Here is a 26,300-nt window from a genome sequence, read left to right on the forward strand (position 1 = left end):
CACAGCGCTTGCTCTTATCGTGCATAACCTGTTCAAGCAAGGAGTCCAACAATGACGAAAAACACCGCACGGGCACTCGCTCTCGCTCTCATATGCGCTACGCCGGTCGCGCTCGCACTCACGCCGACGCTGGCTCGCGCGCAGAGCGCCGCGCCGTATCAGCCCGCCGGCGTGCTGTCGCTCAATGCCCAGGCCAGCTCGGAAGTCCCGCAAGACGTCGTCAATATCACGCTGTTTTTCGAGCAGGAAGCGAGCGATCCGTCGGCGCTGACCGCCACGTTGAATCAGCGCGCCGATTCGGCGCTGCAAAAAGCCAAGGGGGTGAGCGGCGTGACGGCTCGCACGGGTTCGTTCTCGATCTATCCGTCCACCGATCGCGACGGCCGCATTTCCGCATGGCGCGGCCGCACGGAGATCGTGCTCGAGTCGCACGACTTCGCTGCGGCATCAAAGCTCGCGGGTCAAATGGCATCGATCATGCAGGTCGGCAACGTGCAGTTCTCGTTGTCGCCGGAAGCACAGCGCGCCGCCGAGCAGAAGCTCACCGGCGAAGCGATCAAGTCGTTCCGCCAGCAAGCGGCTTCGTCCGCGCAGGCATTCGGCTATAGCGGCTATGCGATTCGCGAAGTCAACGTCGGTCAGAACGGTGGCGTGATGCCGCGTCCCATGATGATGATGAGCGCGCGTGCCATGAGCTCGGACGCGAAGATGTCGGCGCCGGTGCCGATCGAAGGCGGTACGTCGACGGTCACGGTCAACGTGTCGGGCTCGGTGCAGATGAAGTAATGCTTGTGGGTTCGGGCGCCGCTTTGTGTGTGCCCGAGCCGCTAGCTGATGCAAAAAAGCCACGGCATGCCGTGGCTTTTTTCGTTGAGCGCTCATCTACATATCGTTTGATAACGCTCGATACCGCTGGCTACGATAACCCGTAGCCGCCATCAGTTCGCACTAACCGCCTGCGCCGGTTCACGACGCGCACGGCGATACGACCACACCAGCACACCGATACCGACGAGGATCATCGGCAGCGACAGCCATTGGCCCATGGAGAGACCCATCGCCAGCAAACCGAGGAAGTCGTCCGGCTCGCGCGCGAATTCCACCGTGAAGCGCGCGAGGCCGTAGCCGATCAGGAACACCGCGGAAATCGCGCCCAGCGGCTTCGGTTTGCGCGAGAAGAAGATCAGCACGAAGAACAGCGCGATACCTTCCAGCGCGATCTCATACAACTCCGACGGATGACGCGGCAGCATGTGATATTGCGCGAACACTTCGTTCAGATGCCACTGCGCGGCCAGTTGCGGATGCGCGCTGAGCCATGCGGCGTCGTCAGGTGCGGCACCGGGGAACATCATTGCCCACGGCGACGACGGATCGGTCACGCGGCCCCACAACTCGCCGTTGATAAAGTTGCCGAGGCGCCCTGCCGCGAGCCCGGTCGGCACCATCGGCGCGACGAAGTCGGTGACTTGCAGCCACGAGCGTTTGCGTTGATACGCGAACAGCACCATGGCCAGCGTCACGCCGAGGAAGCCGCCGTGGAACGACATGCCGCCTTCCCACACCTTGAAGATGTCGAGCGGATGCGCGAAATAGAAGCTCGCTTTATAGAACAGCACGTAGCCGAGGCGGCCGCCGAGGATCGTGCCCAGCACGCCGTAAAACAGCATGTCGTCGATATCTTTCGCGGTCCAGCCTTGCGCCGCGACGTACGGCAAACGCAGCCGCAGCCGGCCGACGACGATCGCCGCGATAAAGGCGACGAGGTACATCAGTCCATACCAGCGCACTGCGAGCGGCCCCAGATGAATGGCAACGGGGTCGAAATTCGGGTGAATGAGCATCGTGTTGTTATGGGCAGTTCAGGTTCAGAAGCGGGTTTTCTAATCGATTCTTTGGGACGGGTGACAGCCTGCGCACGCCGCTAGCACAGACCGCGGCGCAAGCATTGGACGGCGCCGCGCGCAATGCGTTCGCGGCCGCGCCGTTAAACATGCTGCGCGCCGGCGTGCTGCGCCTCGACGGTAGCGGCATGCGCCCGCGCGATGTCGATGAAGCCCGCCAGCACCGGACTCACCTCCGCCGTGCGCCAGACCAGCCCCGTTTCGATCGCCGGCACCGACTCGACGAGCGGACGATACACCACGCCGGTGCGGCGCAGATTACGTAACGATTGCGGCACCAGTGCGACACCCATGCCGGCCGACACGAGGCTCACGATCGTCTGCATCTGGATCGCCTCCTGGCCGATCTGGGGCGTGAGGCCCGCCACGCCGTAGCAATCCATAATGATGTCATAAAAGCCAGGCGCCAAACGTCTTGGGAAGATCACGAGCGGCGCATCGGCGACGTCGCGCAGGCTGATCGGCGTGTCGAGCCATTCGGCTTCGAGGTCCACGTCGTGGCCAGCGTCACGGGCGTCATGTCCTGCATTGTGCCCGGCGGCCTTGGCCAAGCGCGCCGCCATCTCCGACGACATCGCGACGATCAGCGGCTCGCGCGCGATCGGCAGCCACGACAACTGCGTAGCGTGGCGCGACGGCAGCGGCGCGATCACGAGGCCCGCATCGATGCGTCCGGCCACCAGTTCATCGACTTGCACGTCGCTGGTGGCCTCGGTCAGTTCGAGCCGCACGCGCGGATGGCGCGCGCCGAAATCGCGCAGCAGCAGCGGCAGGAGCCCGTAGTCCGCGGTCGAGACGAACGCCAGCGACAACACCCCCGCCTCGCCGCGCGCCAGGCTCTGCGCAAGCGGCCGCAGCCCTTCGGCGCCGGCCAGCAGGCGCTGCACTTCAGGCAACAGATCCGCGCCCACCGGCGTGAGCTCGACCGAGCGCTTGGTGCGCGCGAACAGCTCGACGCCGAGCGTCTCCTCCAGCGCGCGAATGGCCTGCGACAACGGCGGCTGCGTCATCGAAAGACGCACGGCCGCGCGCCCGAAGTGCTTTTCTTCGGCGACGGTCACGAAATAGCGCAACTGGCGCAGGTCGGGGATGGCGGGCAACATGATTGATACATTTTACGACCTAATCGGCCGTCAATAATATATTGGACACGCAGTTGGCAAAACCGCATCCTTGCATCACGCGTCGGAACTACACTGGATTGACGCACGACACCCGCCGCATCCAAGCCGCAATACAGCAAGACAGACACGCAGCACAGACCAGAACAAAACAGACTGGAGTTCCCCATGGCATACAACCGTCGTTCGAAGAACATCACGCAAGGCGTGGCGCGTTCACCGAATCGTTCCATGTACTACGCTCTCGGCTACGAGAAAGAAGACTTCGACAAGCCGATGATCGGCATCGCCAACGGCCACTCGACCATCACGCCGTGCAACTCCGGCCTGCAACGTCTGGCCGACGCGGCCGTCGCCGCGGTCAAGGGCGCCGACGCGAATCCGCAGATCTTCGGCACGCCGACCATCTCGGACGGCATGTCGATGGGCACCGAAGGCATGAAGTACTCGCTCGTCTCGCGCGAAGTGATCGCCGACTGCATCGAGACCTGCGTGCAAGGCCAATGGATGGACGGCGTGGTCGTGATCGGCGGCTGCGACAAGAACATGCCGGGCGGCATGATCGGCCTCGCGCGCACCAACGTGCCGGGCATCTACGTGTACGGCGGCACGATCCGTCCGGGCAACTGGAAGGGCGTGGACCTGACCATCGTGTCTTCGTTCGAAGCGGTCGGCGAATTCACGGCGGGCCGCATGTCGGAAGAGGATTTCGAAGGGATCGAGAAAAATGCGTGTCCGTCTTCCGGATCGTGCGGCGGCATGTACACCGCCAACACGATGAGCTCGTCGTTCGAGGCACTCGGCATGTCGCTGCTGTATTCGTCGACGATGGCCAATCCGGACGACGAAAAGGTCGACTCGGCCGCCGAATCGGCGCGCGTACTGGTCGAAGCGGTCAGGAAAGACCTGAAGCCGCGCGACATCATCACGAAGAAGTCGATCGAGAACGCCGTCGCGCTGATCATGGCGACCGGCGGCTCAACCAATGCCGTGCTGCACTACCTGGCGATCGCGCACGCGGCCGAGGTGGAATGGACTATCGAAGACTTCGAGCGCATGCGCAAGAAAGTGCCGGTGATCTGCAACCTGAAGCCGTCCGGCCAATACGTCGCGACGGATCTGCATAAGGCCGGCGGCATTCCGCAAGTCATGAAAATCCTGCTCGACGCGGGAATGTTGCACGGCGATTGCATCACGATCACCGGCAGGACGCTGGCTGAAGAACTGAAAGACGTGCCGGGCAAGCCGAGCGCCGATCAGCAGGTGATTTTCCCGATCGACAAGGCGTTGTACAAAGAAGGCCACCTCGCGATCCTGAAGGGCAATCTTGCCGAAGACGGCGCGGTCGCCAAGATCACCGGCTTGAAGAACCCGGTCATCACCGGCCCGGCCCGCGTGTTCGACGACGAACAGAGCGCGCTCGAAGCGATTCTGGCCGACAAGATCGTCGCCGGCGACGTGGTCGTGCTGCGCTATCTCGGTCCGAAGGGTGGACCCGGCATGCCGGAGATGCTCGCGCCGACGTCGGCGATCATCGGCAAGGGGCTGGGCGAGACCGTCGGCCTGATCACCGACGGCCGCTTCTCGGGCGGCACGTGGGGCATGGTGGTCGGCCACGTCGCACCGGAAGCGTTCGTGGGCGGCACGATCGCGTTCGTGCAGGAAGGCGATTCGATCACGATCGACGCGCACAAGCTGCTGCTGCAATTGAATATCGACGACGCCGAGTTGCAGCGCCGCCGCGCCGCCTGGCAGCAGCCGAAGCCACGCTACACGCGTGGCGTGCTGGCGAAGTATTCGGCGTTGGCGTTGCCGGCTAACAAGGGGGCGATTACGGGGTGATGCCCGAGCGCAGGAAATGGAAACGCTGCTTTTGATTTGACTCGCGTGGCTTTCGCGAGGCGCGTCTGAGGCTGCGGTCCAGCCCGCGCCGGCAACCTATGCCAGGTCGGTAAGCTACACAACTAAGCTACGTAAAAGCGCAGAGGGGCGCACGGAAAACCGTGCGCCCCTTTCCTTTTATAATGCCTGCACCACGAGTCGGGCATCTGCACCGACGGAGACCAGAATGAAATCCATGTCGCATGCAGCGCTTGCAACCGCCGGCCTGCTAGGCGTTATCTTGAGCGTCGGCAGTCCGGTCGCGCATGCCGAGGCCGCTGCCGGTCTGGCGCTGGCCCAGCAGCAGAACTGTATGAGTTGTCACGCGGTCGCGCGTCCGTTCATGGGACCGGCGCTACATGATGTCGCAACGAAATATGCCGGTCGCGACGACGCCGCAACCTATCTGAAGAACAAGATTCTGGATGGCAGCGCCGGCGTGTGGGGAATGGTGCCCATGCCCGCGAACACGCAACTCACGCCCGATCAGGCGGCCACGTTGGCAGGCTGGGTGTTGTCGCTGAAATGATGACGCCCATGCATCGGTGAGTGTGCATCGGTGAGTGTGCATCGGTGAGTGTGCATCGATGATCGTGCAGCGTTGATGGCGCTGAAACGCATGCCCGCGTTTCAAGCCGCCTTCCCTTCGAATCACGCGTGGCCTGAGCGCCGCGCGATCTCTTCCTCAACCGCTTCCCGCACCCACGCGGTCATTTCGGTTTCCAGCGTGAGCGCGACTTCACGCGTGATCTGGCTGACCAGCCAGCCCGTGTGCTCCTGCAATGCATCGCGGCAGCGTGCCTCGATGACGTCGCGTCCCTCGCCCGTCAGGAAACTCGCGAAGCGTCCACGCAGGCGCTCGGCGATGAGATCTGCATCGACGAGACCCAACTGCGGCGCCGCCGTGGTTTCATGAGCGATATCGGGCGGCACGCTCGTACCGGCTTCGAACGGAGCAAGAGGCTCGGCGCGATTGAAGACGCCGGCATCGCGCTCGGGCACATCGTCATGCGCGTGATGCGCGCGCGAACGCTTCTTCGGATGATGATCCGCGCCATGCGCTGGCGTATGCACAGGTTCCGGCGCGGCCACGCGGCCTAGCTCAAGCACCTCGTCCAGCGTCGGCAAGGGCGGCGGCTCGGCCGCGGGTCCCTGCTCGGCAGCGAGTTCATGCGCATGCATCGCGTGCGGCTCGAGCACCGGCTCAGTGCGAAAACCCGGCTCGCGCGGCGCACCGTCCTCCGTGATGGAGTGTTCCGCCGGCCCGGCGGCGTCGTTCGACGGATGACGCGCCTGCACCGGATTGCCCGGCACGAGAATCTCGCTTAGCACCGGAATCGAATTGTCGTGGGGATCGGACACGTGCGCTCTCCCTGTTTAAGTCGAAGCCAAGGCAGGCCGCATCCACGCCGGATCCTTCAGACAGGAGACCACGCGACGCGGATGGAAAAAGGCCTAGCTGCCTTGCTTGTAGTTGTTCAAAGCATAGCCGCGATCGCGATAGAAACGATAGCGTTCGCGGCCCGCAGCGAGTTCGTCGTGTGCGTTACCGACCACTTCCAGCAATCTTTCGAAGCGGGCGAACTGGGCCGGCACCGTAGCACCCAGATTGAGCAGCACCTGATGATGCGGCACGTCGTCGAGATTCGACGCCAGGACGATAGGCGTTTGCGCGGCGAGCGGTGTGCCCGCCATGCAGTGCGGCACGAAGTCGAGCGGCGAGAAGGTCCACAGCTGTTCGTCGAAAGCCCGCAGACGCTCGGGCTCGGCCAGCACGATGGTCGGCTGGCCCGCCTGATACGCCTTGCGGATCAGGCGGCACGCATACAGCAGCGAATCGCCGACGTTCGAGTGAAAATCGATCCTCGTCATCGGCGGCTCCGCCTTGCGTCGACAGCCGGGCTTGCGCGCCGTTGCACAGCGCGGACCCGGCTTGCCGCCGGGTCCGCTACCGCGCTTGCTACCTTACTGCATTGCGTCATTGTGCAGCGCGGTCGATCAGGAACTGCGAGAGCAACGGCACCGGACGACCGGTCGCGCCCTTCGCCGCGCCGCTCTTCCACGCCGTACCCGCGATGTCCAGATGCGCCCACGGATACGCTTCCGTGAAGCGCGACAGGAAGCACGCCGCCGTCACGCTGCCGCCAGGACGGCCGCCGATGTTGGCCAGATCGGCAAAGTTCGACTTGAGCTGGTCCTGATACTCGTCGTCGAGCGGCATGCGCCAGGCCGGGTCCGAAGCCTCACGCGATGCGTCGAGCAACTCGCCCGCCAGCGCGTCGTCTTTCGAGAACAGGCCGCTGTTGTGGTGACCCAGCGCGATGACGCAAGCGCCGGTCAGCGTGGCGACGTCGATCACGGCTGCCGGCTTGAAGCGCTCGGCGTAGGTGAGTGCGTCGCACAGGATCAACCGGCCTTCGGCGTCCGTGTTCAGCACTTCGATCGTCAAACCCTTCATGCTGGTGACGATGTCGCCCGGCTTGGTGGCCGTAGCCGACGGCATGTTCTCAACCGCCGCGATGATCGCCACCACGTTGATTTTCAAGCCCATTTCGGCGACGGCGCGGATCGTGCCCAGCACCGAACCGGCGCCGCACATGTCGTACTTCATCTCGTCCATGCCTTCGCCCGGCTTCAGCGAGATGCCGCCGGTGTCGAACGTGACGCCCTTGCCGACCAGCACCACCGGCGCGGCCTTCGCGGCGCCGCCGTGGTACTGCAGCACGATGAACTGGGCAGGTTCGACCGAGCCGGCCGTGACCGACAGGAACGAGCCCATCTTCAGCGCTTCGCATTGCTTCTCGCCGAGCACTTCGACCTTCAGCTTCCAGTCTTTGGCGAGCTTCTTCGCGGTGTTGGCGAGGTAGGTCGGCGTGCAGACGTTGCTCGGCAGATTGCCGAGGTCGCGCGTCAGGTCCATGCCGTTGGCCAGCGCGGCGCCTTGCTTGGCGGCCAGCTTGGCGGCCTTGTCGTCGCCGGTGTTGACGCTGAACACGATGCGCTTCAGCGCGCGCGGCGTGGTGTCCGGCTTGCTCTTCATCTGCGTGAACTTGTACGTCAGCTCGCGCAGCGCGAGGATCGCGGCGCGCACGCCCCAATCGGCCGAGCGTTCGAGGATAGGCAACTGGGCGAGCGTGAAGGTGACCTGGACGATCTTGGTGCCCAGCAACGCGCGCCAGGCGGCGCGCGCAGCGTCGCCGTAGGCTTTCTGATTGAAAGCGTCCTGCTTGCCGAGACCGACCAGCAGCACACGCGACGCGCCGATACCCGACACTTCGTGCAGGAACAGCGTGGAGCCGGCTTTGCCTTCCATATCGCCGGCTTTGATGACACGGGTCAACAGCCCTTTCGTGGCCGCGTCGATCTCGAGCGCCGCGCCCGAAAGCGTCTGCGACTCGAACACACCGATCACGATGCAATCGGATTTACCGGTCAGGAAACCGTTTGACGAGCCTTTGGTCCAATCACAGGCTTTTATGCTAAAGTCCATCGCGCTTGTCCTCGGATAAAGTCTGGGCTTAGGATGAAAGCCGCAATTATCCGCTATTTTTCCTGCGGCGGCTGCACCGGAGGTGTGACGGGGAGTAACCCTCGCGCCACTGAGAGCGCCCCCTCTCATCATCAATAATGATCTTCGAACGCTCCCTCCAGCGCGAACTCGCGTATACGGCTGGTGCCGTGTTCATGGTTCTCCTCACGCTCGTGCTGACGACGATGATGATCCGTATCGTCGGCTTCGCGGCCTCGGGCGAGATCGATCCACGCGACGTGCTGGTCCTGATCGGACTGACCGTGATCGGCTACCTGGCGATCATGCTCGTCGCGACCCTGTTCGTGTCGATCCTGTTCGTCCTGACGCGCTGGTACAAAGACTCCGAGATGGTCGTGTGGCTGTCCTCGGGTGTCAGCCTGACCCAATTCATCAAGCCGATCGGTATTTTTGCCACGCCGATCATCATCCTCATCATGTTCTTCGTGTTCGTCGGCTGGCCGTGGTCGAACCAGCAGAGCAAGCTGATCCGCGCGCGCTTCCAGCAGCGCGACGAGGTCTCGCTGCTGGCGCCGGGTCAATTCCGCGAGTCGGCCACCAGCCACCGGGTGTTCTTCATCGAGAAGATGTCGCCTGATCAGGGACACGTGGAAAACGTGTTCGTGACCAGCACCGAGAACGGCAAGGTCAACGTGGTGGTGTCGAAGAACGGCCATACGGAGACGCATAAGAACGGCGACCGCTTCGTCGTGCTCGAAAACGGCCGGCGCTACGACGGCGAGCCGGGGCATCCCGACTTCCGCATCATGGAATTCGAGCGCTATGGCGTGAAGATCCAGAGCCAGCCGGTCGTCAACACGGCGACCAGCACCGGCATGTCGACGCTCGCGCTGTTGCGCAATCCGACCAAAGAGAATCTCGCCGAATTCGCGTGGCGCGCGGGGCTGCCTTTGATCGCGCTCAATCTGATGCTGCTGGCGATTCCTCTCGCGCACCAGAACCCGCGACGCAGCCGCACCATCAATCTGGTGATGGCGGTGCTGATCTATCTGACGTATTCAAATCTGTTGAACGTGGTGCAGTCGTGGATCGAGCAGGGCAAGATGTCGTTCGGCGTCGGGCTGGTGGGACTGCACGTGGTCGTCGCGGTGGTCGTCGCGTTTATCTTCTGGCTGCGCGTGCGCAACCGTCCGCTGTTCACGCGCGCCATGTTCAACCGTTCGCAGGGGACCTGACCGATGCGCATTTATGAAAGGTATTTCGCGCGTCAGATCTACCTCACGTTCATTTTCATTCTGTTTGCGTTTTCGGGTCTGTTCTTCTTCTTCGACCTGATCAACGAACTGAATTCGGTTGGGCACGGTAACTACAAGTTTCAGTATGCGGTGCTGCGGGTCGCGTTGCAGACGCCGTCGCGCTTCTACGAAATCATTCCGGTTGCCGCGTTGATCAGTGCGATTTATGTGTTCGCGCAAATGGCGGCGAATTCCGAGTACACGATTTTTCGGGTATCCGGGCTGGCGACCAATCAGGCGTTGCGCTCGCTGTTGAAGATCGGGATTCCGCTGGTGTTCCTGACGTATCTGATCGGCGAAGTAGTTGGGCCTTATACGGATCAGTTGTCGGAGCGGGTGCGACTGGAGGCGCTGGGGTCGTCGGTGTCGAGTAACTTCCAGTCGGGTGTGTGGGTGAAGGACACGCTCACCGCGCGGGCCGATGGCGAGCAGGTGACGCGCTTTGTGAACGTCGGCGAGTTGAAGCCGGATGCGACGATCAGCAATGTGCGGATCTATGAGTTCGATTCGAAGTTCCGTTTGTCGAATGTGCGGATCGCTAAAAGCGGCAAATATCAGCCGCCGGGCCATTGGCAATTGACTGATGTGACCGATACGCAGTTGATCGATGTGCCGCCGCCTCCCGGGACGCCCGCGGATGCGTTGAATCCGGTTTATCGCGCGACTCAGGTTAGCTTGCCGGAGTATTCGCTGCGCTCGGAATTGACGCCGCAGATTCTGTCAGTGCTGCTGGTGTCGCCGGATCGGATGTCGATGTTCAATCTGTTTAGGTATATCCAGCATCTGACGGAGAATCATCAGGATACGCAGCGGTATGAGATCGCGCTCTGGCGTAAGATTTTGTATCCGTTTGCGGTGTTCGTGATGCTGGTTTTGTCACTGCCGTTTGCTTATCTGCATACGCGGGCTGGCGTGGTGGGGGTTAAGGTGTTCGGTGGGATCATGCTGGGGATGAGTTTTCAACTCTTCAACACGCTGTTCTCCCATATCGGCACTTTGAATACCTGGCCTGCGCCTTTGACTGCGGCTACGCCTGGGTTGGTTTATCTCGTGCTCGGGTTGGTTGGGTTGAAGTGGGTTGATCGGCATTAGGGGCCTCTTGTATGGCTATGCATGGGCTTGTTTTGTTTGGGCACGGTGCAAGGGATGCGCGCTGGCGGGAGCCGTTTGAGAGGCTCGCTGAGAAGCTGCGCGGGGCTCGTAGCGCTGATGCCCTGGCGGGGCCGGTGGTGTTGGCGTTTCTTGAGTTGATGGAGCCGGATTTGCCTGCTGCTGTGGGCGTTCTTGCCGCTGGCGGGTGTGACCTTGTTACCGTTGTGCCGGTTTTTTTTGGGCAAGGCGGGCATGTGCGGAAAGATCTGCCTCTCGTCATCGAACGCTGTCGCGAACTTCATCCCTCCGTTCAGATCAAGTGCGCTGGTGCTGTTGGGGAAGATGAGGGTGTTCTTGATGCTGTCGCGCTTTATTGCCTTCGGCAGGTTTAGGTCTCCCTGTTCTGCTTCGCTTCGCGTCAAGTCGCCTGTTCTTGTCGCTGTACTGCTCTGCCTCCTCCCCCTCCCATTTCTGCACTCGCGGCGCGCTCGGTTGTTCTCTTCGCGTGTTGGCCTTTCCTTGAAGTCATGGTGGTCTATTAGCGTCGCCCCTGTGCGGGGCGGCACTCACTTTTCTTTGCCTGCCGCAAAGCAAAGTAAGCAAAAGAAAGCGGCTCACACCGCCAGCTCATAAGCGGGTCCCCCGCGCAGTCACGGCAGTGGTGCATCTGGAATCTGTGTTCTCGCACATTCCGCGTCCGTGACACAGCAGTCATTCTTCCGGCGGCGCTTCGCGCGCCGTCGCGGTCGTTCGGTGACTACGTGGCTTTTTCCGATTGAGTTCATTCGTGCAGTGATCTGGACTTCCAGCCGCAACGCTCCTTTCGAATGCCTGCGTTAATTCGAAATGCATGTGAGTTCGCGTGGCACGTCCAATCATGCGAACAAAAGCGTAGGAAATTTCAGAAAGCGGCGCAGCGCGCTATTTTTAGCTCGGACGAGTGATCACTCGTTCAGCAAGACGTTCTAGACTCCTCATCGCCGTCAAGACAGCGACGGCCAGGCTTGGCAGCCTGCTCACCATACTCACACCTGCGCATGCGAGTCGCGTGTTTTTCACCACGAGACTCTTGCTATGGGCGGGCCGTGACAGGGAGACCTTCGGGTCTGCTGGTTTGGTGTGGTCCAGTCTGCCAACCTTGTTACTGTGCCCGCTCACCACTTTTGCAAGCGCGTGTCGGGCGATCCAAGTCAGCAATTGGAGATCGCATATGAGCAAATCCCCCACGAATTGTCGAAGCGCTTCGCGCCCGCCTGTTGACGCCATCCAGTATGAAAAGCTCGCGCTATCGGCTTTTGAACTCGTTGACCGACAGATTGCGAACCTACGAAAGCTGGTCACGCTTGCGACATCGATATACAGAAGTCCCGCTATTACGCGTGACGAAATAGCACGCCAGCGAGCGCTACTGGGCGTACTGATCGATACGACTGAGAACTACCAGCAGGAAGTCGAAACCGACCGCGAGTTGTACCAAATCATTGCGCTGGATGCGCAGGGAATTCCCGAGCGCCGCATCACGGCTCGCCACGCCGCGAAGCTTCTGGCAAAGGCCGCACAGAAAGCCGCGAAGAACGGCGCGGGTACTTGCGCAACCGAGCCGATGCCGATCCGGCGAGTACGCTTCAAAGGTAATTTGCGGCACGTGGTGATTACGCACTAACTGGCATTCGGCGATCCATTGTCCGCAGAGCGGGCGTATGAAGCGGCGAGCAAATCCACGATCGCACGCAAGCATTCCGCTGAGGCGAGACCACTTGTTTCTAATCGCGCCGTCCCGGCGAGCGCATAGCGCGAACCGGGACAACAGCCCGCCGTTTTACCGACGATGAATGCGTAAGAGATGTGTGAAGACGACCACGACGGCGCGCGAAGCGCCGCCGGAAGAATGACTGCTGTGTCACGAACGCGGAGTGTGCGAGGACACAGATTCCAGATGCACCACTACTGGAACTGCGCGAGGGACCCGCTTAAGAGCTGGCGGTGTGAGCCGCTTTCTTTTGCTTACTTTGCTTTGCGGCAGGCAAAGAAAAGTGAGTGCCGCCCCGCACAGGGGCGACGCTAATAGACCACCATGACATCAAGGAAAGGCCAACGCCCAAAGAGAACAATCTGAAAGCGCCGCACCGGCAAAAGCCGATCAAGCCGCCACCAGAATCCCATCCGCGGAGCGAACAACCCCATCCACTTGCCGCTCAGCAAAAGCCTCGCCAATCATCAACAAGCTAGGCTGCGCGGCATCAACCCACTTCAGCGCCTCGCCGCAGGCGAGTTCTTCAAGCGTGAGCGTCAGAATCCTTTCCCGCGGCGTACTACAAGCCTCAACAATCGCCACAGGCGTAGAAGCAGGCCGCCCAGCCTCGATCAACTGCTGAGCGATCTCAACCCCACTATCCCGGCCCATATAAAACACAACCGAGTCAGCATTAACCTGCTCACGAATCTCATCAGACCCAGCAGCCCGACTAAAAGTCGCCAAAGCCACACTCCGAGAAACCCCTCGCAGCGTCAAAGACCGCTTCAACGAAGCCGCACTGGCCAACGCAGCGGTGATGCCAGGCACGACCTCATACTCGATCCCAGCCGCCTCAAGCGCCCGCATTTCCTCATCGGCGCGCCCAAACAGCATAGGATCGCCGCCCTTGAGCCGCACGACAACATCGTGCTCAAGCGCAGCATCCACAATCTGCTTATTGATGAACTGCTGCGCGGTAGAAAGCTGCCCACAGCGCTTCCCAACAGCAATCCGCCGCGCGTGCGAAGGCGCATAGTCGAGCATAGCCGGCTCGACCAAAGCATCATGCAGCACCACATCAGCCGAACCCAAAAGCCGCGCGCCGCGCACGGTAATCAGATCCGCGGCACCCGGCCCTGCGCCGATCAAATAAACCTTACCCATTTGCCTCAACCTGTCCGTAAGGGCATCTGTGTCACGCAGCAGCACTCAGCAAGCACCGCGAGCCACCCAGCCTTAAGCCGAAAACGTCCGAATCATCCCAGCCGCGACGGTATGGTGCGTTGCCTCGTCGATCAGCACAAACGCCCCCGTCCCCTGATGCGAATCATACACATCGCACACCAGCGGCTTCTGCAACGTCAACGCAACGCGGCCGATATCGTTCATCGCCAGTTCCTTGCGATCGGTCGCCTGCGACAGCGTATGCACGTCGAGCACTTCCTTGATCGCACCGATGCGCGCGAACACCGTATTGGTGGTCTGCTTCAACAGATACTTGCGTTGCGTCGACAGCGGCGTGTCGTCGAACCAGCACAGATCGGCTTCGAGCTTCTTGGCCGGTTCCGGCGCTTCCTCACGCAGCACGAAGGTATCGCCACGCGACACGTCGACGTCTTCCGCGAGACGGATCGTCACCGTCTGACCGGCAAACGCGCGATCCACCAGCGCCGTGCCGCCCACCACCGGCGCGATGATCTCGGCCACCGTGGCTTCGCGATTCGCCGGCAGCACGACGACCGTGTCGCCCACCTTCACTTCGCCCGCTTCGACACGGCCCATGTAGCCGCGGAAATCGTCGGCCTGGCTGCCGTCCTGACGCGCGACCCATTGCACCGGGAAACGCAGCGCCTGACCCGTCGGAATCTCCACCGGCAACGCTTCGAGCAAGTCCAGCAGCGGCTCGCCCGCATACCACGGCATGCTTTCGCTTGCGGTCACGATGTTGTCGCCCTTCAACGCCGACACCGGCACGAAGCGCACATCGCTCAAACCCAACTGACGCGCGAGTTCGACATACGCATCGCGAATCTCGTTGAAGCGTTGCTCGCTGTAGTCGACCAGGTCCATCTTGTTGATCGCGACGATCGCATGCTGCAAACCGAGCAGCTTGACGATTGCGCTATGACGCTTGGTTTGCGGCAGCAATTGCGCGACGCCATCGACAAACGTCACACGCGTCGCATCGACCAGAATGATCGCCGCATGCGCGGTCGACGCACCGGTCACCATATTGCGCGTGTACTGCTCGTGACCCGGCGTATCGGCAATGATGAACTTGCGCTTCGCGGTCGCGAAGTAACGATACGCGACGTCGATCGTAATGCCCTGCTCGCGTTCGGCTTCGAGGCCGTCGGTGAGCAGCGACAAATCGATTTCGTCGCCGACGGTACGCTTATTCTTCGCGCGCGACAGTGCCGAAAGCTGGTCGCTCAACACGGCCTTGCTGTCGTACAGCAGGCGGCCGATCAACGTGCTCTTGCCATCGTCGACGCTGCCCGCAGTGATGAAACGCAGCACGCCGAGGTCTTCTGGTTGGTGAATACCGCTCATGATTGTCTTACCCTCGTGTGCTTAAAAGTAACCTTGCTTCTTACGCTGTTCCATCGCGGCTTCGGAGACCTGGTCGTCCATCCGCGTCGCGCCGCGTTCCGTGATTTCAGTCACGGCCGTTTCGGCGATGATCTTCTCGAGATCGTCCGCATCGCTTTCCACCGGGCACGTGCAGCTGATATCGCCAACGGTCCGGAAGCGCACCAGCGCAGTCTCGCTGGTTTCACCTTCACGCATCGGCGTCAGCGGCGTGACCGGCACGAGCAGACCATTCCGACGCACGATCTCGCGATGATGCGCGTAGTAAATCGACGGCAACTCAAGCTGTTCGCGAGCGATGTACTGCCACACGTCGAGCTCGGTCCAGTTCGAAATCGGGAACACGCGCAGATGTTCGCCGTTATGCAGACGCGCGTTATACAGGCTCCACAGTTCCGGGCGCTGTGCCTTCGGATCCCACTGACCGAATTCGTCGCGGAACGAGAAGATGCGTTCTTTCGCACGGGCCTTTTCTTCGTCACGGCGCGCGCCGCCGATCAGCGCGGTATAGCCATGCTCAGAGATAGTTTCGAGCAGCGTCACCGCTTGCGCGGCGTTGCGCGAATCCAGTTCGCGGCGCAGGCGCACGGTGCCGCGCTTGATCGAATCTTCGACGTGACCCACCACCAGTTCCGCGCCGATCTCTTTTGCACGACGATCGCGGAAGTCGATCACTTCGTCGTAGTTGTGACCGGTGTCGATATGCACGAGCGGGAACGGCAGCACGGTCTTGCGATTCGCGCCAATGCCGAACGCCTTCAGCGCCAGATGCAGCACGACGACCGAATCCTTGCCGCCCGAAAACAGCAGCGCGGGCTTGCTGCATTCGGCGACCAGTTCGCGCAGGATATGAATCGACTCGGCTTCGAGCCAATCGAGGTGATCCATCCGGTTTGCCGTATTAGCGAGTGGTGCGTTCACAGTGGAGTCGAGCGTGGTGCTCATGTTCGGTCCTTCGTTGATTCGCCCGGCAAGCGGTGGCTTGCCGACGCGGAAGTATTCAAATCAGTATGTGCGGTGTTCGAACCGAAAGCCAAGGTCCATTAAGACCTAAACTTTCAAGCCGATGCGTTCTCGCTGCTATTGAACGGAATCGGGGTAATCGTCGTGATATGTAACCCACATTCCTTGGTATCGCGCGATTCCCACCACCAGCGCCCTGCCCGGCTATCTTCACCGGGACGGATCGCGCGCGTACACGGCTCGCAGCCAATGCTCGGATAACCGCGCGCATGCAGCGGATTGACCGGCACGTCGAACGCTTTCAGATAATCCCACACTTCAGTTTCGGTCCAATCGGTGAGCGGATTGAACTTGGCGATGTTGCGCGCGGCGTCGTGCTCTTCCGCATGCAGTTCGGCACGCGTCACCGACTGCTCGCGACGTTGCCCGGTCACCCACGCGCTGACATCCGACAGCGCGCGATTCAGCGGCTCGACCTTGCGGACTTCGCAACAGCGCTTGCGCAGATCGACGCTTTCATAGAACGCGTTCAGACCGTGCGAGCTGACGTATTCGTCGACCGAAGCCGCCAGTGGATGGAACTGTTCGATGTCGTAGCCATAGCGGTCTTTCACGCGATCGAGCATGCCGAGCGTTTCCGCATGCAAGCGGCCCGTGTTCAGCGAGAAGATACCGATCTTCACGCCACGCGACAGGATCGCGTGGGCGAGCAGCATGTCTTCCGCCGCGAGGCTGCTGGCGAGCTTCACGTTCGCGTGACGCGCGGCGATCGAATCGAGCAGCGCATCGAGGCGCTCGACCTTCGCAGCGAGTTCCGGCGTGAGCGAGGTAGCGATCGTCATGCCGAAGCCTTTTCCGAGGCAGCAGCCGCAGCAGCTTCACGGCGACGGAACCACGGCAGCGGGTTATCCACCGCACCCTGATACTGCACGCTGAATTCGTCGAACGCCTTCAGCGCATCGTCGAAATCTTTGTCCTCGCGCAGCGCGTAAGCATCGAAACCGCAGCGAAACATAAACGTAATCTGATCGCGCAGCACGTCGCCGATCGCACGCAGTTCGCCCTTGTAGCCATAACGCTCGCGCAGCAAGCGGCCAATGCTGTAACCACGGCCGTCGCGGAACACCGGGAAGTCCACGCCGATCAGCGCGATCTTGTCGAAGTCGGCGACGAGATCCGCCGGTTCGCTATCCGGCGCGAGCCACACGCCCATTTCCGCGACGCCGCGCGAAGCGGCGAGCGCATCGCGTTCAGCCTGCCACAACGCGAGCGGCACCAGCACCTTGCCTGCGGGCAAGTCGTTCACTGCCGGCAGCGAGCCGTCTTCGGCGGGACGTACGAGCGTCCAGTCATCGTTGACGATCGCGCGATTCTTGATGATAGAAGCCATCTGTTCAGTATCCTTGTCGCGGTTACGCGTGAGCCGGTTGACGCGAGGCGTACACACGTTCCTTGAACGGAGCCATGCCGATGCGGTTATACGTTTCGATGAAGCGCTCGCCTTCGTGGCGATTCTCGACAAACGTATCGATCACTTTGCTCATCACGTCCGGCATTTCTTCCGCCGAGAACGACGGGCCGATCACGCGGCCGAGGTTCGCACCGCGCGCGCCCGTACCTTGTTCACCGCCGAGCGTCACCTGATACCACTCCGAGCCGTCCTTATCGACGCCGAGAATGCCGATGTTGCCGATATGGTGGTGACCGCACGCGTTGATACAGCCCGAGATATTCAGCGACACGTCGCCGAGGTCGTACACGTAGTCGAGATCGTTGAAGCGCTCCTGAATCGCCAGCGCGATCGGAATCGACTTCGCATTCGCGAGCGAGCAGAAATCGCCGCCCGGGCACGCGATGATATCGGTCAGCAAACCGATATTCGGCGTCGCGAAACCCTGCGCCTTGGCCTTTTCCCACAGCGCGAACAGATCGCGCTTCTTGACGTTCGCGAGAATCAGGTTCTGCTCGTGCGAGACGCGAATCTCGCCGAGCGAGTACTCGTCGGCCCAATCGGCGACGGCTTCCATCTGCGCATCCGTCGCATCGCCCGGGGCGATGGTGGTCGGCTTCAACGACAGCGTCACCGACGAATAACCCGACACCTTATGCGGACGCACATTACGCTCGACCCAACGGGCGAACGCACGGTTTTCCAGCAGATGTTTTTCGTACGACGCATCGGTATCGGCCAGTTTTTCATAAACCGGCGGCTGGAAGTACTGCGACACGCGATCCACTTCGGCTTGCGTGAGCGTCGCCGGACCGTCCTTCAGGTGCTGCCATTCTTCTTCGACCTGCGCCGAGAATTTCTCCGGGCTCAACGCCTTCACGAGAATCTTGATGCGCGCCTTGTAGATGTTGTCGCGGCGGCCGTAGCGGTTATACACACGCAGCACGGCTTCGCAGTACGACAGCAGATGTTGCCACGGCAGATCTTTACGAATGATCGCGCCGATGATCGGCGTGCGGCCCATGCCGCCGCCGACCAGAATGTCGGCCACCAGTTCGCCCTGCTCGTTCTTCTTCAGATACACGCCCATGTCGTGAAGCTGCACGGCGGCGCGGTCTTCCTTCGAACCCGATACGGCGATCTTGAACTTGCGCGGCAACCACGCGAATTCCGGGTGAAACGTCGACCATTGACGCAGGATTTCCGCCCACGGCCGCGGATCGACCATTTCGTCCGGCGCGACGCCGGCGAACTGGTCGGCGGTAATGTTGCGGATGCAATTACCCGAGGTCTGGATGCCGTGCATCTGCACCGCGGCGAGCTTGCGCAGGATTTCCGGCGTTTCTTCGAGCTGGATCCAGTTGTACTGGATGTTCGAGCGCGTCGAGAAGTGGCCGTAACCGCGGTCGTGTTCGCGCGCGATCTGCGCGAGCACGCGCATCTGGTCGCTGCGCAGGTTGCCGTAAGGAATCGCGATGCGGTGCATGTACGCGTGGCGCTGCATGTACAGGCCGTTCTGCAGACGCAGCGGACGAAACTCCTCTTCGCTCAATTCGCCCGACAAGCGGCGGCGAACCTGATCGGCGTACTGCGCGACCCGTTCATCGACGATGGTCTGGTCGTACTGATCGTATTGGTACATTCGGGGACCCCAATTTTTTTGCGTGATACACGGCGGTCCGGCGGCCGGCGATCCGGTTCCGCTGCGCCTTGAATACCTGGTGTTAGTCAGCTGCTGCAAACGAGCGTTTAGACCCATCTCTCATTTGCTTATGACAAATACAGATATCCATATTGAAAAAGATGGACAGATCGTAATAAACTCGCCTTATATTTCAAACGACTAAAAAATTACTTTGATATGCGGAGAGGTTATATATGAACCTGCACCAATTCCGCTTCGTCCGCGAGGCCGTGCGGCAGAATTTCAACCTGACGGAAGCGGCCAAGGCGCTGTTTACCAGCCAGCCGGGCGTTTCCAAGGCGATCATCGAGCTGGAAGACGAGCTGGGCGTCGAGATCTTCACGCGGCACGGCAAGCGGGTGCGCTCGCTGACCGAGCCGGGACGCATCATTTTGCAGTCCGTCGAGAAGATCCTGCAGGAAGTGGAGAGTCTCAAGCGAGTCGGTAAAGATTACGCGGCGCAGGATCAGGGCAATCTGGTCATCGCCGCGACCCACACGCAGGCGCGCTACTCGCTGCCGGCGGCTATCGCCGAGTTCAAGAAGCGTTTTCCGAAGGTTCACCTTTCGATTCTGCAAGGCAGCCCGACCCAGGTCGCCGAAATGGTAATTCACGACCAGGCCGATCTGTGCATCGCCACCGAAGCGATCGCCAACTATAAGGAGCTGGTGTCGCTGCCCTGCTTCCAGTGGCATCACGTCGCGGTAATGCAGCCGGATCATCCCCTACTCGACCGCAAACTTTTGTCGCTGGATGATCTGACCCAGTATCCGCTGATCACCTACGACAACGCGTTCGCCGGCCGCACCAAGATCAACGAGGCGTTCCGCCTGCGCGGTCTGCATCCGGACATCGTGCTGGAGGCGATCGACGCCGACGTGATCAAGACCTACGTCGAGCTGGGTCTGGGCGTCGGCATCATGGCGGATATCGCGTTCAACGCCGAACGCGACCGTCATTTGCGCGCCATGCCGGTCGGCCACCTGTTCGGCAGCAACGTGACGCGCGTCGCGCTGAAAAACGGCGCGTATCTGCGCAGCTATGTGTACACGCTCGTCGAGCTGTTGTCGCCGAGCATGAACCGCAAGCTGATCGAGCAGGCGTTGAAAGGCGAGCACGAAACCTACGAACTTTGACCGCAGTATTTGACAGCACCACGCTTCCCGCTACGGAGACCTCTCGATGACGTCGCATCAGTCGCATAAAAAAAGCATTCGCGGCCTGGCCGCCCTCGGCGCGCTGTTGCTCGCCACCGCCGCGCACGCCGACATCAAGGTCGGTATCGATCTGTCGAGCACCGGCCCGGCGGCCGTGATCGGCATCACCAGCAAGAACGCCATGCTGATGTGGCCGGCCACGATCGCCGGCCAGAAAGCCGACTACATCTTCCTCGACGACGGATCCGATCCGGGCGCCGCGGTGCGCAATATCCACAAGCTGATCAATGAAGACCACGTCGACGTGATCGTCGGCCCGAACATCACGCCGGCGGCGATGGCGGCGCTCGATCCGGTCGCCGAAAGCCAGACGCCGATGATCACGCTGATCGGCTCGGCCAGCGTCGTCGAGCCGCAGGAAGGCAAGAAGGTGTGGGCCTACAAGATGGCGCAGACCGATAGCGCGATGGCCGACGTGATGACGCGCTACATGTCGAACCACAACGTGAAGACGGTGGGCTTTATCGGTTTCGCAGATGGCTACGGCGAAAGCTGGCTCAACGAGTTCAGCAAGTTCGCGGCCTTGCGTCACATTCAACTGGTCGCGACCGAGCGCTATAACCGCACCGATGCCAGCGTCACCGGCCAGATTCTGAAGCTGATGGCCGCCAAGCCGGACGCGATCCTGATCGCCGGCGCGGGCACGCCGACCGTGTTGCCGGAGCGCACGCTGATCGAACGCGGCTTTAAAGGCCCGATCTATCAGACACACGGCATCGCCACGCCGGAGTTCATCAAGCTCGGCGGCAAAGATGTGGAAGGCACGCTGTTCCCGACCCAGCCGGTCGTGGTGGCGCGCACGCTACCGGCCGATCATCCGGCGAAGAAAGCGGCGCTCGCGTTCACCAACGAATACGAAGCGAAGTACGGCGCGGGCAGCGTGACGCAGTTCGCCGGCGATGCGGCCGGTGTGTATCCGCGCTTGCAGGATGCCGTGGCCCGTGCGTTGAAGACGGCGCAGCCGGGCACCCCGGCGTTTCGCGCCGCGTTGCGCGACGAGCTGGAGCACGCGCATGAGCTGGTCGTGCCGAACGGCGTGGTCAATACGAGCCCGAAGGATCACGTGGGTTTGGATCAGCGCGCCAGCGTGATGGGCATCATCAGGAACGGCAAGTTTGTTTATCTGAGTCAGTGAGTGACTTAGCTTAGTGACGTCGTGAGCGGCTGAGCCGCGGAACGCACCGGTATGCCCGGCGAGTTCCGCGCCGCTCAACATCGCGCAAGGCATTACTGCCGCATTCCGGCCGCTGCGTCTGACCGCTATTCGCGCAACCCGTTCGGGAGGCGCATCGCACGCACGCTGCGTGTACCATGCTGACGGCCAGCTTGCGATGACCGCAGGCCCAGGCTAATTCGCCGATTCCGTGCGAACGCGCAGCGCCTCGTGACCATGAGGCCGCTAGCGCTTCCGCCAGTGCCGTGAAGTCCGTCAGACCGCGCATGCTAAAAACCAGAAAACGTATCGTCATCGCCGCCCTTGTCGTCATCGTGATCCTCGCTATCGCGATCGTCCAGGCTATCAGGAAGCGCAGCGCACCCGCTGCCGCCACGGAAACCGTCTCTTCCATCGTCGAATTCGCACCCGACGATCTCACCACGGTCGGCCGTCGTACTCTGTCCGAAACCTTGCCGCTGACCGGCTCGCTGCGCGCGATCACGCAGGCCGCGGTCAAATCGAAAGTGGCCGGCTCGGCGCTCGACGTCGCAGTGCGCGAGGGCGACACGGTCAAGACCGGCCAGATCCTCGCCAAAATCGACGCCCGCGATTACGTGGCCCGCGCCGAACAAAGTCGCGGCCAGATGGCCGCCATGGGCGGTCAGCTCGACATCGCCAAACAGACGCTCGACAACAACCGCGTGCTGGTCGAAAAAGGCTTCATTTCGAAGAACGCGTTCGACACCGCGCAAAGCCAGTATGAAATCGCCCGCGCGAATCTGGATGCGGCGCGAGCGGCGCTGGCGTCGTCGAATCTGTCGCTCGACGATACGGTCGTACGCTCGCCGCTCGACGGGCAAATCGCCACGCGCTCGGTCGAGCCCGGCGAAAAAGTCGCCGTCGACACCAAGCTGTTCGACGTGGTCGATCTGCGCACGCTCGAACTGGAAGCGCCAGTACCGGTCGGCGAGATCGGCCGCGTGCGGATCGGCCAGCCGGTGAGCATCGCGTTCGACGGTATCGATACGCCGGTGCAAGGCGCGATCACGCGGATCAACCCCGCCGCGCAGCCGGGTTCGCGGTCGATCATGGTGTACGTGCAGGTCGCCAATCCGGCGGGCACGTTGCGGGTCGGCATGTTCGGCACGGGCACGATCGCGGTGGGCAGTCGGCAGAACGTGCTGGTGGTGCCCGCCACGGCCGTGCGTACCGATGGCGCGCGCCACAGCGTGTATGCGCTGGTCGGCGGCAAGCTGGTCGAGCAGCCGGTGCAGACCGGCGCGACCGGCGACGCCGACGGCGACTCGTGGACCGAAATCACCAGCGGACAGTTGAACGTCGGCGAGCGGATCGTGAAGAACAATCTCGGCTCGTTGCGGATCGGCAGTACGGTGCATGTGGTGCAGCCTGCATCGGCGGCTTCGTCGGCACCGGCCGCGTCGTCGGCCGCCGGCCAGCACTGACCGGAGCCCGCGCCTATGTGGTTCACCCGCATCAGCATCGGCAACCCGGTGCTCGCCACGATGATGATGATGGCGCTGCTCGTCATCGGTCTGTTCTCTTATCAACGGCTGAAGGTTGACCAATTTCCCGACATCACGTTTCCTATCGTGGTCGTGCAGACCGCGTATCCGGGCGCGTCGCCGGAATCGGTCGAGTCCGACGTCACGCGCAAGATCGAGGAAGCGGTCAACACGATCAGCGGCATCGACGAAATCACGTCGCGCTCCTACGACGCGCAGTCGGTCGTGATCGTGCAATTCGACCTGTCGGTCGACGCGGTGCAGGCCGCGCAAGACGTGCGCGACAAGATCGCGCTGATCCGCCCCGATCTGCGCGACGGCGTGAAGGACCCGCGCGTGCTGCGCTACGACCCGGCGGATACGCCGATCGTCACGGTCGCGGTGTCGAACGCGCCGGGCGCCACCCTGTCTATGCGCGACCTCACCACCGTCGCCGATCAGATCGTGCGCAAGCGGCTCGAAACCGTACGCGGCGTCGGCTCGGTGTCGCTGGTGGGCGGCGTGAAGCGCCAGGTGCAGATCGACGTGAAGCCGGAAAAACTGCAGGCGCTGTCGATCGGCGTCGATCAGGTGATCCGCGCGGTGCAGAACGAGAATCAGGAGATTCCGGCCGGCCCGCTCACGTCGAGCCATATCGAGCAGACCGTGCAGATCAAAGGCCGCTTCGATAAACCGGACGACTTCAAGCGCATCATCATCGCGCGACGTGGCGCGCAGTCGGCGATTCCAACGGCAAGCTCAGCGACGCAACCGGTCACGCTCGATCAGGTCGCCGACGTGGTGGACGGCCAACAGGAACCGGACAGCACCGCGCTATTGAACGGCCAGCGCGCGTTGTTCGTATCGATCATCAAGGCCCAGGGCGAAAACACGGTCGACGTCGCGCATGGCGTGCGTGACGAAGTCGCGCGTTTGCAGCCGTTGCTGCCGCCCGGCGTCAAGCTCGATGTCACCGACGATTCGTCGATCGAGATCGAAGACAGCGTCAACGAAGTGAAGCGCACCCTGCTCGAAGGCGCGTTGCTCACGGTGCTGATCGTGTTCCTGTTTCTCGGCTCGTGGCGCAGCACGGTAATCACCGGCCTCACACTGCCCATCGCGCTGATCGGCACGTTCGCGGTGATGTACGCGTGCGGCTTCACGATCAACGTGATCACGCTGATGGCGTTGTCGCTGTGCGTCGGCTTGCTGATCGACGACGCGATCGTTGTGCGCGAGAACATCGTGCGGCACGTGCAGCTCGGCGCGGACCATCGCACGGCCGCGCTCGACGGCACCAAGGAAATCGCGCTGGCCGTGCTGGCCACCACCTTCTCGATCGTCGCGGTGTTTCTGCCGGTGGGTTTCATGGGCGGCATCATCGGCCGCTTCTTCCACCAGTTCGGCATTACGGTCGCGGCCGCCGTGCTGATCTCGATGTTCGTGTCGTTCACGCTCGACCCGATGCTGTCGTCGATCTGGCCGGACCCCGATCTGCACGACGCGGACACGGGACGCAAAGGCTACCGTTACGGCCGCTTGATCCAGCGCTCGCTGCATCTGTTCGACAAGCAGATCGACCGGCTCACGGCGTTTTATCAGCGGCTGCTCGGGTGGTCGTTGAAGCATCGCGCGATCACGCTGGTGATCGCGGCGGTGACGTTCTTCGGCAGCCTGTTTCTGGTGCCGTTCGTCGGCACCGAGTTCGTGCCGAACGCGGACTTCTCCGAAACGCAAATCGGTTTGAATACGCCGGTGGGGACGTCGCTCGAAGCGACATCGGAGAAAGTCAAACAGGTGCAGGCGATTCTCGCGACCTACCCCGAAGTGCGCTTCACGTATGCAACGGTCAACTCGGGCAACACGCAGGGCAAGAACACCGCGCTCATTACGGTGCGCCTGAAAGACCGGCGCGACCGCACGCGCGGCATGGTCGAGCTGAACGATGCGTTTCGCGCGCGGCTGGCGTCGGTGGCGGGCGTCTCGGTGACCGAAATCGGCATGTCGGACGGCGCGGGCAGCACCAAGGCCATTCAGTTGAGCTTGCAGGGCGACAACATCGACGAACTGCGTCGCTTGTCCGACGTGGCTCAGGCGCGCATGGCGAAGATTCCGGGCCTCGTCGATCTGGATTCGAGCCTGAAAGCGGACAAGCCGATCGTCGCGATCAACGTGAAGCGTGAACTGGCGTCCGACCTCGGCGTAGGCGTCGCGGATATCGGCACGGCGCTGCGACCGTTGCTCTCCGGCGACGCGATCAGCACCTGGCGTGCGCCGGACGACCAGGACTACGACGTCAGCGTGCGGCTGCCGCGCGAGCAGCGCCAGGACGTGGACGATCTCGCGCGGCTGATGATCGCCACCAATCGCACCGATGCGAACGGCGCGCCGGTGCTGGTGCCGCTGCGGCAGATCGCGGATATCGTCAAGACGGCCGGCCCCGACGTGCTGAACCGGCGCGATCTGCAACGCGAGGTGGAATTGTCGGCGAACGTGAACGGCCGCTCGCCCGGCGAAGTCGCTGCCGACGTCGCGAAAACGCTCGACGCGATGCATCTGCCGGCGGGCTATCACTACCGCTTCGAAGGCTCGACCAAGAGCATGAACGAGTCGTTCATTTACGCGGTGGAGGCGTTGGCGCTGGCGGTGATATTCATCTACATGATTCTGGCGTCGCAGTTCGCGAGCTTTGCGCAACCGCTCGCGATCATGGCCTCGCTGCCGCTGACGCTGATCGGCGTGCTGGTCGCGCTGTTGCTGTTCGGCAGCACGTTGAACATGTTCTCGATCATCGGCTTCGTGATGCTGATGGGGCTCGTGACGAAGAACGCGATTCTGCTGGTGGACTTCGCGAATCAGGCGCGGCGCGGCACGCTGCTGGATGCGTCCGGGAAAGGGCGCAAGATGGAGCGGCGCGAGGCCCTGCTCGAAGCAGCTCGGGTGCGGCTGCGGCCGATTCTGATGACTACCCTGGCGATGATCTTCGGCATGCTGCCGTTGGCCGCGGCGCTTGGCGAAGGTGGCGAGCAGCGTGGGCCGCTGGGACAGACGGTGATTGGCGGGGTGATTACGTCGTCGATTCTGACGCTGGTGGTGGTGCCGGTGGTTTATACGGTGCTGGAGGATTGGGGGAGTTGGGTGCGGCGGAAATTGTCGCGCAAGCCGCAGTAAGTCGATTGGGGACTGACGGGACAGACGCGCCGCGTCGGCGAAATTGT

At 62.0% G+C, this 26,300-nt stretch carries 22 protein-coding genes; 11 read left to right on the top strand and 11 right to left on the bottom strand.

What is annotated here, in order from left to right:
* Positions 1-51 precede the first annotated feature (51 nt).
* Positions 52-786 carry an SIMPL domain-containing protein gene (locus GGD40_RS08550; protein ID WP_179743360.1) on the top strand — a complete coding sequence of 245 codons (735 nt, stop codon included), beginning with the start codon at positions 52-54 and terminating at the stop codon, positions 784-786.
* Between the two features lie 152 nt (positions 787-938).
* Here the strand turns inward: GGD40_RS08550 and lgt are convergent, their stop codons facing one another.
* Positions 939-1,844, bottom strand: a complete 906-nt coding sequence (lgt, locus tag GGD40_RS08555) for a prolipoprotein diacylglyceryl transferase (RefSeq protein WP_179743361.1) — start codon at positions 1,842-1,844, stop codon at positions 939-941.
* 143 nt (positions 1,845-1,987) lie between these two features.
* Positions 1,988-3,007 carry a LysR family transcriptional regulator gene (locus GGD40_RS08560; protein WP_179743362.1) on the bottom strand — a complete coding sequence of 340 codons (1,020 nt, stop codon included), beginning with the start codon at positions 3,005-3,007 and terminating at the stop codon, positions 1,988-1,990.
* A gap of 186 nt (positions 3,008-3,193) precedes the next feature.
* Here GGD40_RS08560 and ilvD point away from each other — a divergent pair, with 186 nt between their 5' ends.
* Positions 3,194-4,867 carry a dihydroxy-acid dehydratase gene (gene ilvD, locus GGD40_RS08565; RefSeq protein WP_179743363.1) on the top strand — a complete coding sequence of 558 codons (1,674 nt, stop codon included), beginning with the start codon at positions 3,194-3,196 and terminating at the stop codon, positions 4,865-4,867.
* 226 nt (positions 4,868-5,093) lie between these two features.
* Entirely contained in the window at positions 5,094-5,435 is a 342-nt protein-coding gene (locus tag GGD40_RS08570) for a c-type cytochrome (RefSeq protein WP_179743364.1), read from the top strand.
* Between the two features lie 122 nt (positions 5,436-5,557).
* On the opposite strand, the gene GGD40_RS08575 is transcribed toward GGD40_RS08570, so the two are convergent.
* The 3 genes from GGD40_RS08575 to GGD40_RS08585 all read right to left on the bottom strand — a co-directional run bounded on the left by GGD40_RS08575 (position 5,558) and on the right by GGD40_RS08585 (position 8,396).
* Positions 5,558-6,268, bottom strand: a complete 711-nt coding sequence (locus GGD40_RS08575; protein ID WP_179706459.1) for a DUF2486 family protein — start codon at positions 6,266-6,268, stop codon at positions 5,558-5,560.
* 93 nt (positions 6,269-6,361) lie between these two features.
* Positions 6,362-6,778, bottom strand: a complete 417-nt coding sequence (locus tag GGD40_RS08580; RefSeq protein ID WP_134960722.1) for a DNA polymerase III subunit chi — start codon at positions 6,776-6,778, stop codon at positions 6,362-6,364.
* Between the two features lie 106 nt (positions 6,779-6,884).
* Positions 6,885-8,396: a leucyl aminopeptidase gene (locus GGD40_RS08585; protein WP_035552530.1), complete on the bottom strand. Its 1,512-nt coding sequence runs from the start codon at positions 8,394-8,396 to the stop codon at positions 6,885-6,887.
* A 137-nt stretch (positions 8,397-8,533) separates the two neighbouring features.
* On the opposite strand from GGD40_RS08585, the gene lptF reads away from it, so the two are divergent.
* From lptF to GGD40_RS08605, 4 genes are all read left to right on the top strand, one after another.
* Positions 8,534-9,631 (top strand): LPS export ABC transporter permease LptF, encoded by a 1,098-nt coding sequence (gene lptF, locus GGD40_RS08590; protein WP_179743365.1) that lies wholly within the window; start codon positions 8,534-8,536, stop codon positions 9,629-9,631.
* A 3-nt stretch (positions 9,632-9,634) separates the two neighbouring features.
* Complete coding sequence (gene lptG / locus GGD40_RS08595) at positions 9,635-10,783, top strand: LPS export ABC transporter permease LptG (RefSeq protein WP_179743366.1); 1,149 nt, start codon at positions 9,635-9,637, stop codon at positions 10,781-10,783.
* A gap of 11 nt (positions 10,784-10,794) precedes the next feature.
* Positions 10,795-11,175 carry a sirohydrochlorin chelatase gene (locus GGD40_RS08600; RefSeq protein ID WP_179743367.1) on the top strand — a complete coding sequence of 127 codons (381 nt, stop codon included), beginning with the start codon at positions 10,795-10,797 and terminating at the stop codon, positions 11,173-11,175.
* 818 nt (positions 11,176-11,993) lie between these two features.
* Positions 11,994-12,446 carry a hypothetical protein gene (locus tag GGD40_RS08605; protein WP_179706461.1) on the top strand — a complete coding sequence of 151 codons (453 nt, stop codon included), beginning with the start codon at positions 11,994-11,996 and terminating at the stop codon, positions 12,444-12,446.
* 477 nt (positions 12,447-12,923) lie between these two features.
* On the opposite strand, the gene cobA is transcribed toward GGD40_RS08605, so the two are convergent.
* From cobA to GGD40_RS08635, 6 genes are all read right to left on the bottom strand, one after another.
* Positions 12,924-13,682, bottom strand: a complete 759-nt coding sequence (gene cobA / locus GGD40_RS08610; protein WP_179706463.1) for a uroporphyrinogen-III C-methyltransferase — start codon at positions 13,680-13,682, stop codon at positions 12,924-12,926.
* 72 nt (positions 13,683-13,754) lie between these two features.
* A complete protein-coding gene (locus GGD40_RS08615; RefSeq protein ID WP_179743368.1) occupies positions 13,755-15,071 on the bottom strand; it encodes a sulfate adenylyltransferase subunit 1 in 1,317 nt (438 codons plus the stop codon).
* Positions 15,072-15,092: 21 nt separating this feature from the next.
* Positions 15,093-16,055, bottom strand: coding sequence for a sulfate adenylyltransferase subunit CysD (cysD, locus tag GGD40_RS08620; protein ID WP_179706468.1), 963 nt, complete (start codon positions 16,053-16,055; stop codon positions 15,093-15,095).
* Between the two features lie 113 nt (positions 16,056-16,168).
* On the bottom strand, positions 16,169-16,915 hold the full coding sequence (locus GGD40_RS08625; protein ID WP_179743369.1) for a phosphoadenylyl-sulfate reductase: 747 nt from the start codon (positions 16,913-16,915) through the stop codon (positions 16,169-16,171).
* Positions 16,912-17,463 carry a DUF934 domain-containing protein gene (locus GGD40_RS08630; RefSeq protein ID WP_179743370.1) on the bottom strand — a complete coding sequence of 184 codons (552 nt, stop codon included), beginning with the start codon at positions 17,461-17,463 and terminating at the stop codon, positions 16,912-16,914. The genes GGD40_RS08625 and GGD40_RS08630 overlap by 4 nt, the downstream gene beginning before the upstream one ends.
* Before the next feature lie 22 nt (positions 17,464-17,485).
* Positions 17,486-19,165: a nitrite/sulfite reductase gene (locus GGD40_RS08635; protein WP_179743371.1), complete on the bottom strand. Its 1,680-nt coding sequence runs from the start codon at positions 19,163-19,165 to the stop codon at positions 17,486-17,488.
* 236 nt (positions 19,166-19,401) lie between these two features.
* Here GGD40_RS08635 and GGD40_RS08640 point away from each other — a divergent pair, with 236 nt between their 5' ends.
* From GGD40_RS08640 to GGD40_RS08655, 4 genes are all read left to right on the top strand, one after another.
* Entirely contained in the window at positions 19,402-20,343 is a 942-nt protein-coding gene (locus GGD40_RS08640) for a CysB family HTH-type transcriptional regulator (RefSeq protein WP_179706476.1), read from the top strand.
* A gap of 46 nt (positions 20,344-20,389) precedes the next feature.
* Complete coding sequence (locus GGD40_RS08645) at positions 20,390-21,559, top strand: ABC transporter substrate-binding protein (protein ID WP_179743372.1); 1,170 nt, start codon at positions 20,390-20,392, stop codon at positions 21,557-21,559.
* A 305-nt stretch (positions 21,560-21,864) separates the two neighbouring features.
* The gene (locus GGD40_RS08650; RefSeq protein WP_179743373.1) at positions 21,865-23,043 is read left to right on the top strand and encodes an efflux RND transporter periplasmic adaptor subunit; all 1,179 of its coding nucleotides are present in this window, start codon (positions 21,865-21,867) and stop codon (positions 23,041-23,043) included.
* A gap of 15 nt (positions 23,044-23,058) precedes the next feature.
* Positions 23,059-26,253 (top strand): efflux RND transporter permease subunit, encoded by a 3,195-nt coding sequence (locus GGD40_RS08655; protein ID WP_179743374.1) that lies wholly within the window; start codon positions 23,059-23,061, stop codon positions 26,251-26,253.
* Positions 26,254-26,300 lie beyond the last annotated feature (47 nt).

The organism is Paraburkholderia bryophila, assembly GCF_013409255.1.
GTDB lineage: Bacteria > Pseudomonadota > Gammaproteobacteria > Burkholderiales > Burkholderiaceae > Paraburkholderia.

Excerpts from the sequence above, each read along its gene's own strand:
- GGD40_RS08550 (WP_179743360.1), top strand. The coding sequence starts at position 52 with ATGACGAAAAACACCGCACGGGCACTCGCTCTCGCTCTCATATGCGCT.
- lgt (WP_179743361.1), bottom strand. The coding sequence starts at position 1,844 with ATGCTCATTCACCCGAATTTCGACCCCGTTGCCATTCATCTGGGGCCG.
- GGD40_RS08560 (WP_179743362.1), bottom strand. The coding sequence starts at position 3,007 with ATGTTGCCCGCCATCCCCGACCTGCGCCAGTTGCGCTATTTCGTGACC.
- ilvD (WP_179743363.1), top strand. The coding sequence starts at position 3,194 with ATGGCATACAACCGTCGTTCGAAGAACATCACGCAAGGCGTGGCGCGT.
- GGD40_RS08570 (WP_179743364.1), top strand. The coding sequence starts at position 5,094 with ATGAAATCCATGTCGCATGCAGCGCTTGCAACCGCCGGCCTGCTAGGC.
- GGD40_RS08580 (WP_134960722.1), bottom strand. The coding sequence starts at position 6,778 with ATGACGAGGATCGATTTTCACTCGAACGTCGGCGATTCGCTGCTGTAT.
- GGD40_RS08585 (WP_035552530.1), bottom strand. The coding sequence starts at position 8,396 with ATGGACTTTAGCATAAAAGCCTGTGATTGGACCAAAGGCTCGTCAAAC.
- lptF (WP_179743365.1), top strand. The coding sequence starts at position 8,534 with ATGATCTTCGAACGCTCCCTCCAGCGCGAACTCGCGTATACGGCTGGT.
- lptG (WP_179743366.1), top strand. The coding sequence starts at position 9,635 with ATGCGCATTTATGAAAGGTATTTCGCGCGTCAGATCTACCTCACGTTC.
- GGD40_RS08600 (WP_179743367.1), top strand. The coding sequence starts at position 10,795 with ATGGCTATGCATGGGCTTGTTTTGTTTGGGCACGGTGCAAGGGATGCG.
- GGD40_RS08605 (WP_179706461.1), top strand. The coding sequence starts at position 11,994 with ATGAGCAAATCCCCCACGAATTGTCGAAGCGCTTCGCGCCCGCCTGTT.
- cobA (WP_179706463.1), bottom strand. The coding sequence starts at position 13,682 with ATGGGTAAGGTTTATTTGATCGGCGCAGGGCCGGGTGCCGCGGATCTG.
- GGD40_RS08615 (WP_179743368.1), bottom strand. The coding sequence starts at position 15,071 with ATGAGCGGTATTCACCAACCAGAAGACCTCGGCGTGCTGCGTTTCATC.
- cysD (WP_179706468.1), bottom strand. The coding sequence starts at position 16,055 with ATGAGCACCACGCTCGACTCCACTGTGAACGCACCACTCGCTAATACG.
- GGD40_RS08625 (WP_179743369.1), bottom strand. The coding sequence starts at position 16,915 with ATGACGATCGCTACCTCGCTCACGCCGGAACTCGCTGCGAAGGTCGAG.
- GGD40_RS08630 (WP_179743370.1), bottom strand. The coding sequence starts at position 17,463 with ATGGCTTCTATCATCAAGAATCGCGCGATCGTCAACGATGACTGGACG.
- GGD40_RS08635 (WP_179743371.1), bottom strand. The coding sequence starts at position 19,165 with ATGTACCAATACGATCAGTACGACCAGACCATCGTCGATGAACGGGTC.
- GGD40_RS08640 (WP_179706476.1), top strand. The coding sequence starts at position 19,402 with ATGAACCTGCACCAATTCCGCTTCGTCCGCGAGGCCGTGCGGCAGAAT.
- GGD40_RS08645 (WP_179743372.1), top strand. The coding sequence starts at position 20,390 with ATGACGTCGCATCAGTCGCATAAAAAAAGCATTCGCGGCCTGGCCGCC.
- GGD40_RS08650 (WP_179743373.1), top strand. The coding sequence starts at position 21,865 with ATGCTAAAAACCAGAAAACGTATCGTCATCGCCGCCCTTGTCGTCATC.
- GGD40_RS08655 (WP_179743374.1), top strand. The coding sequence starts at position 23,059 with ATGTGGTTCACCCGCATCAGCATCGGCAACCCGGTGCTCGCCACGATG.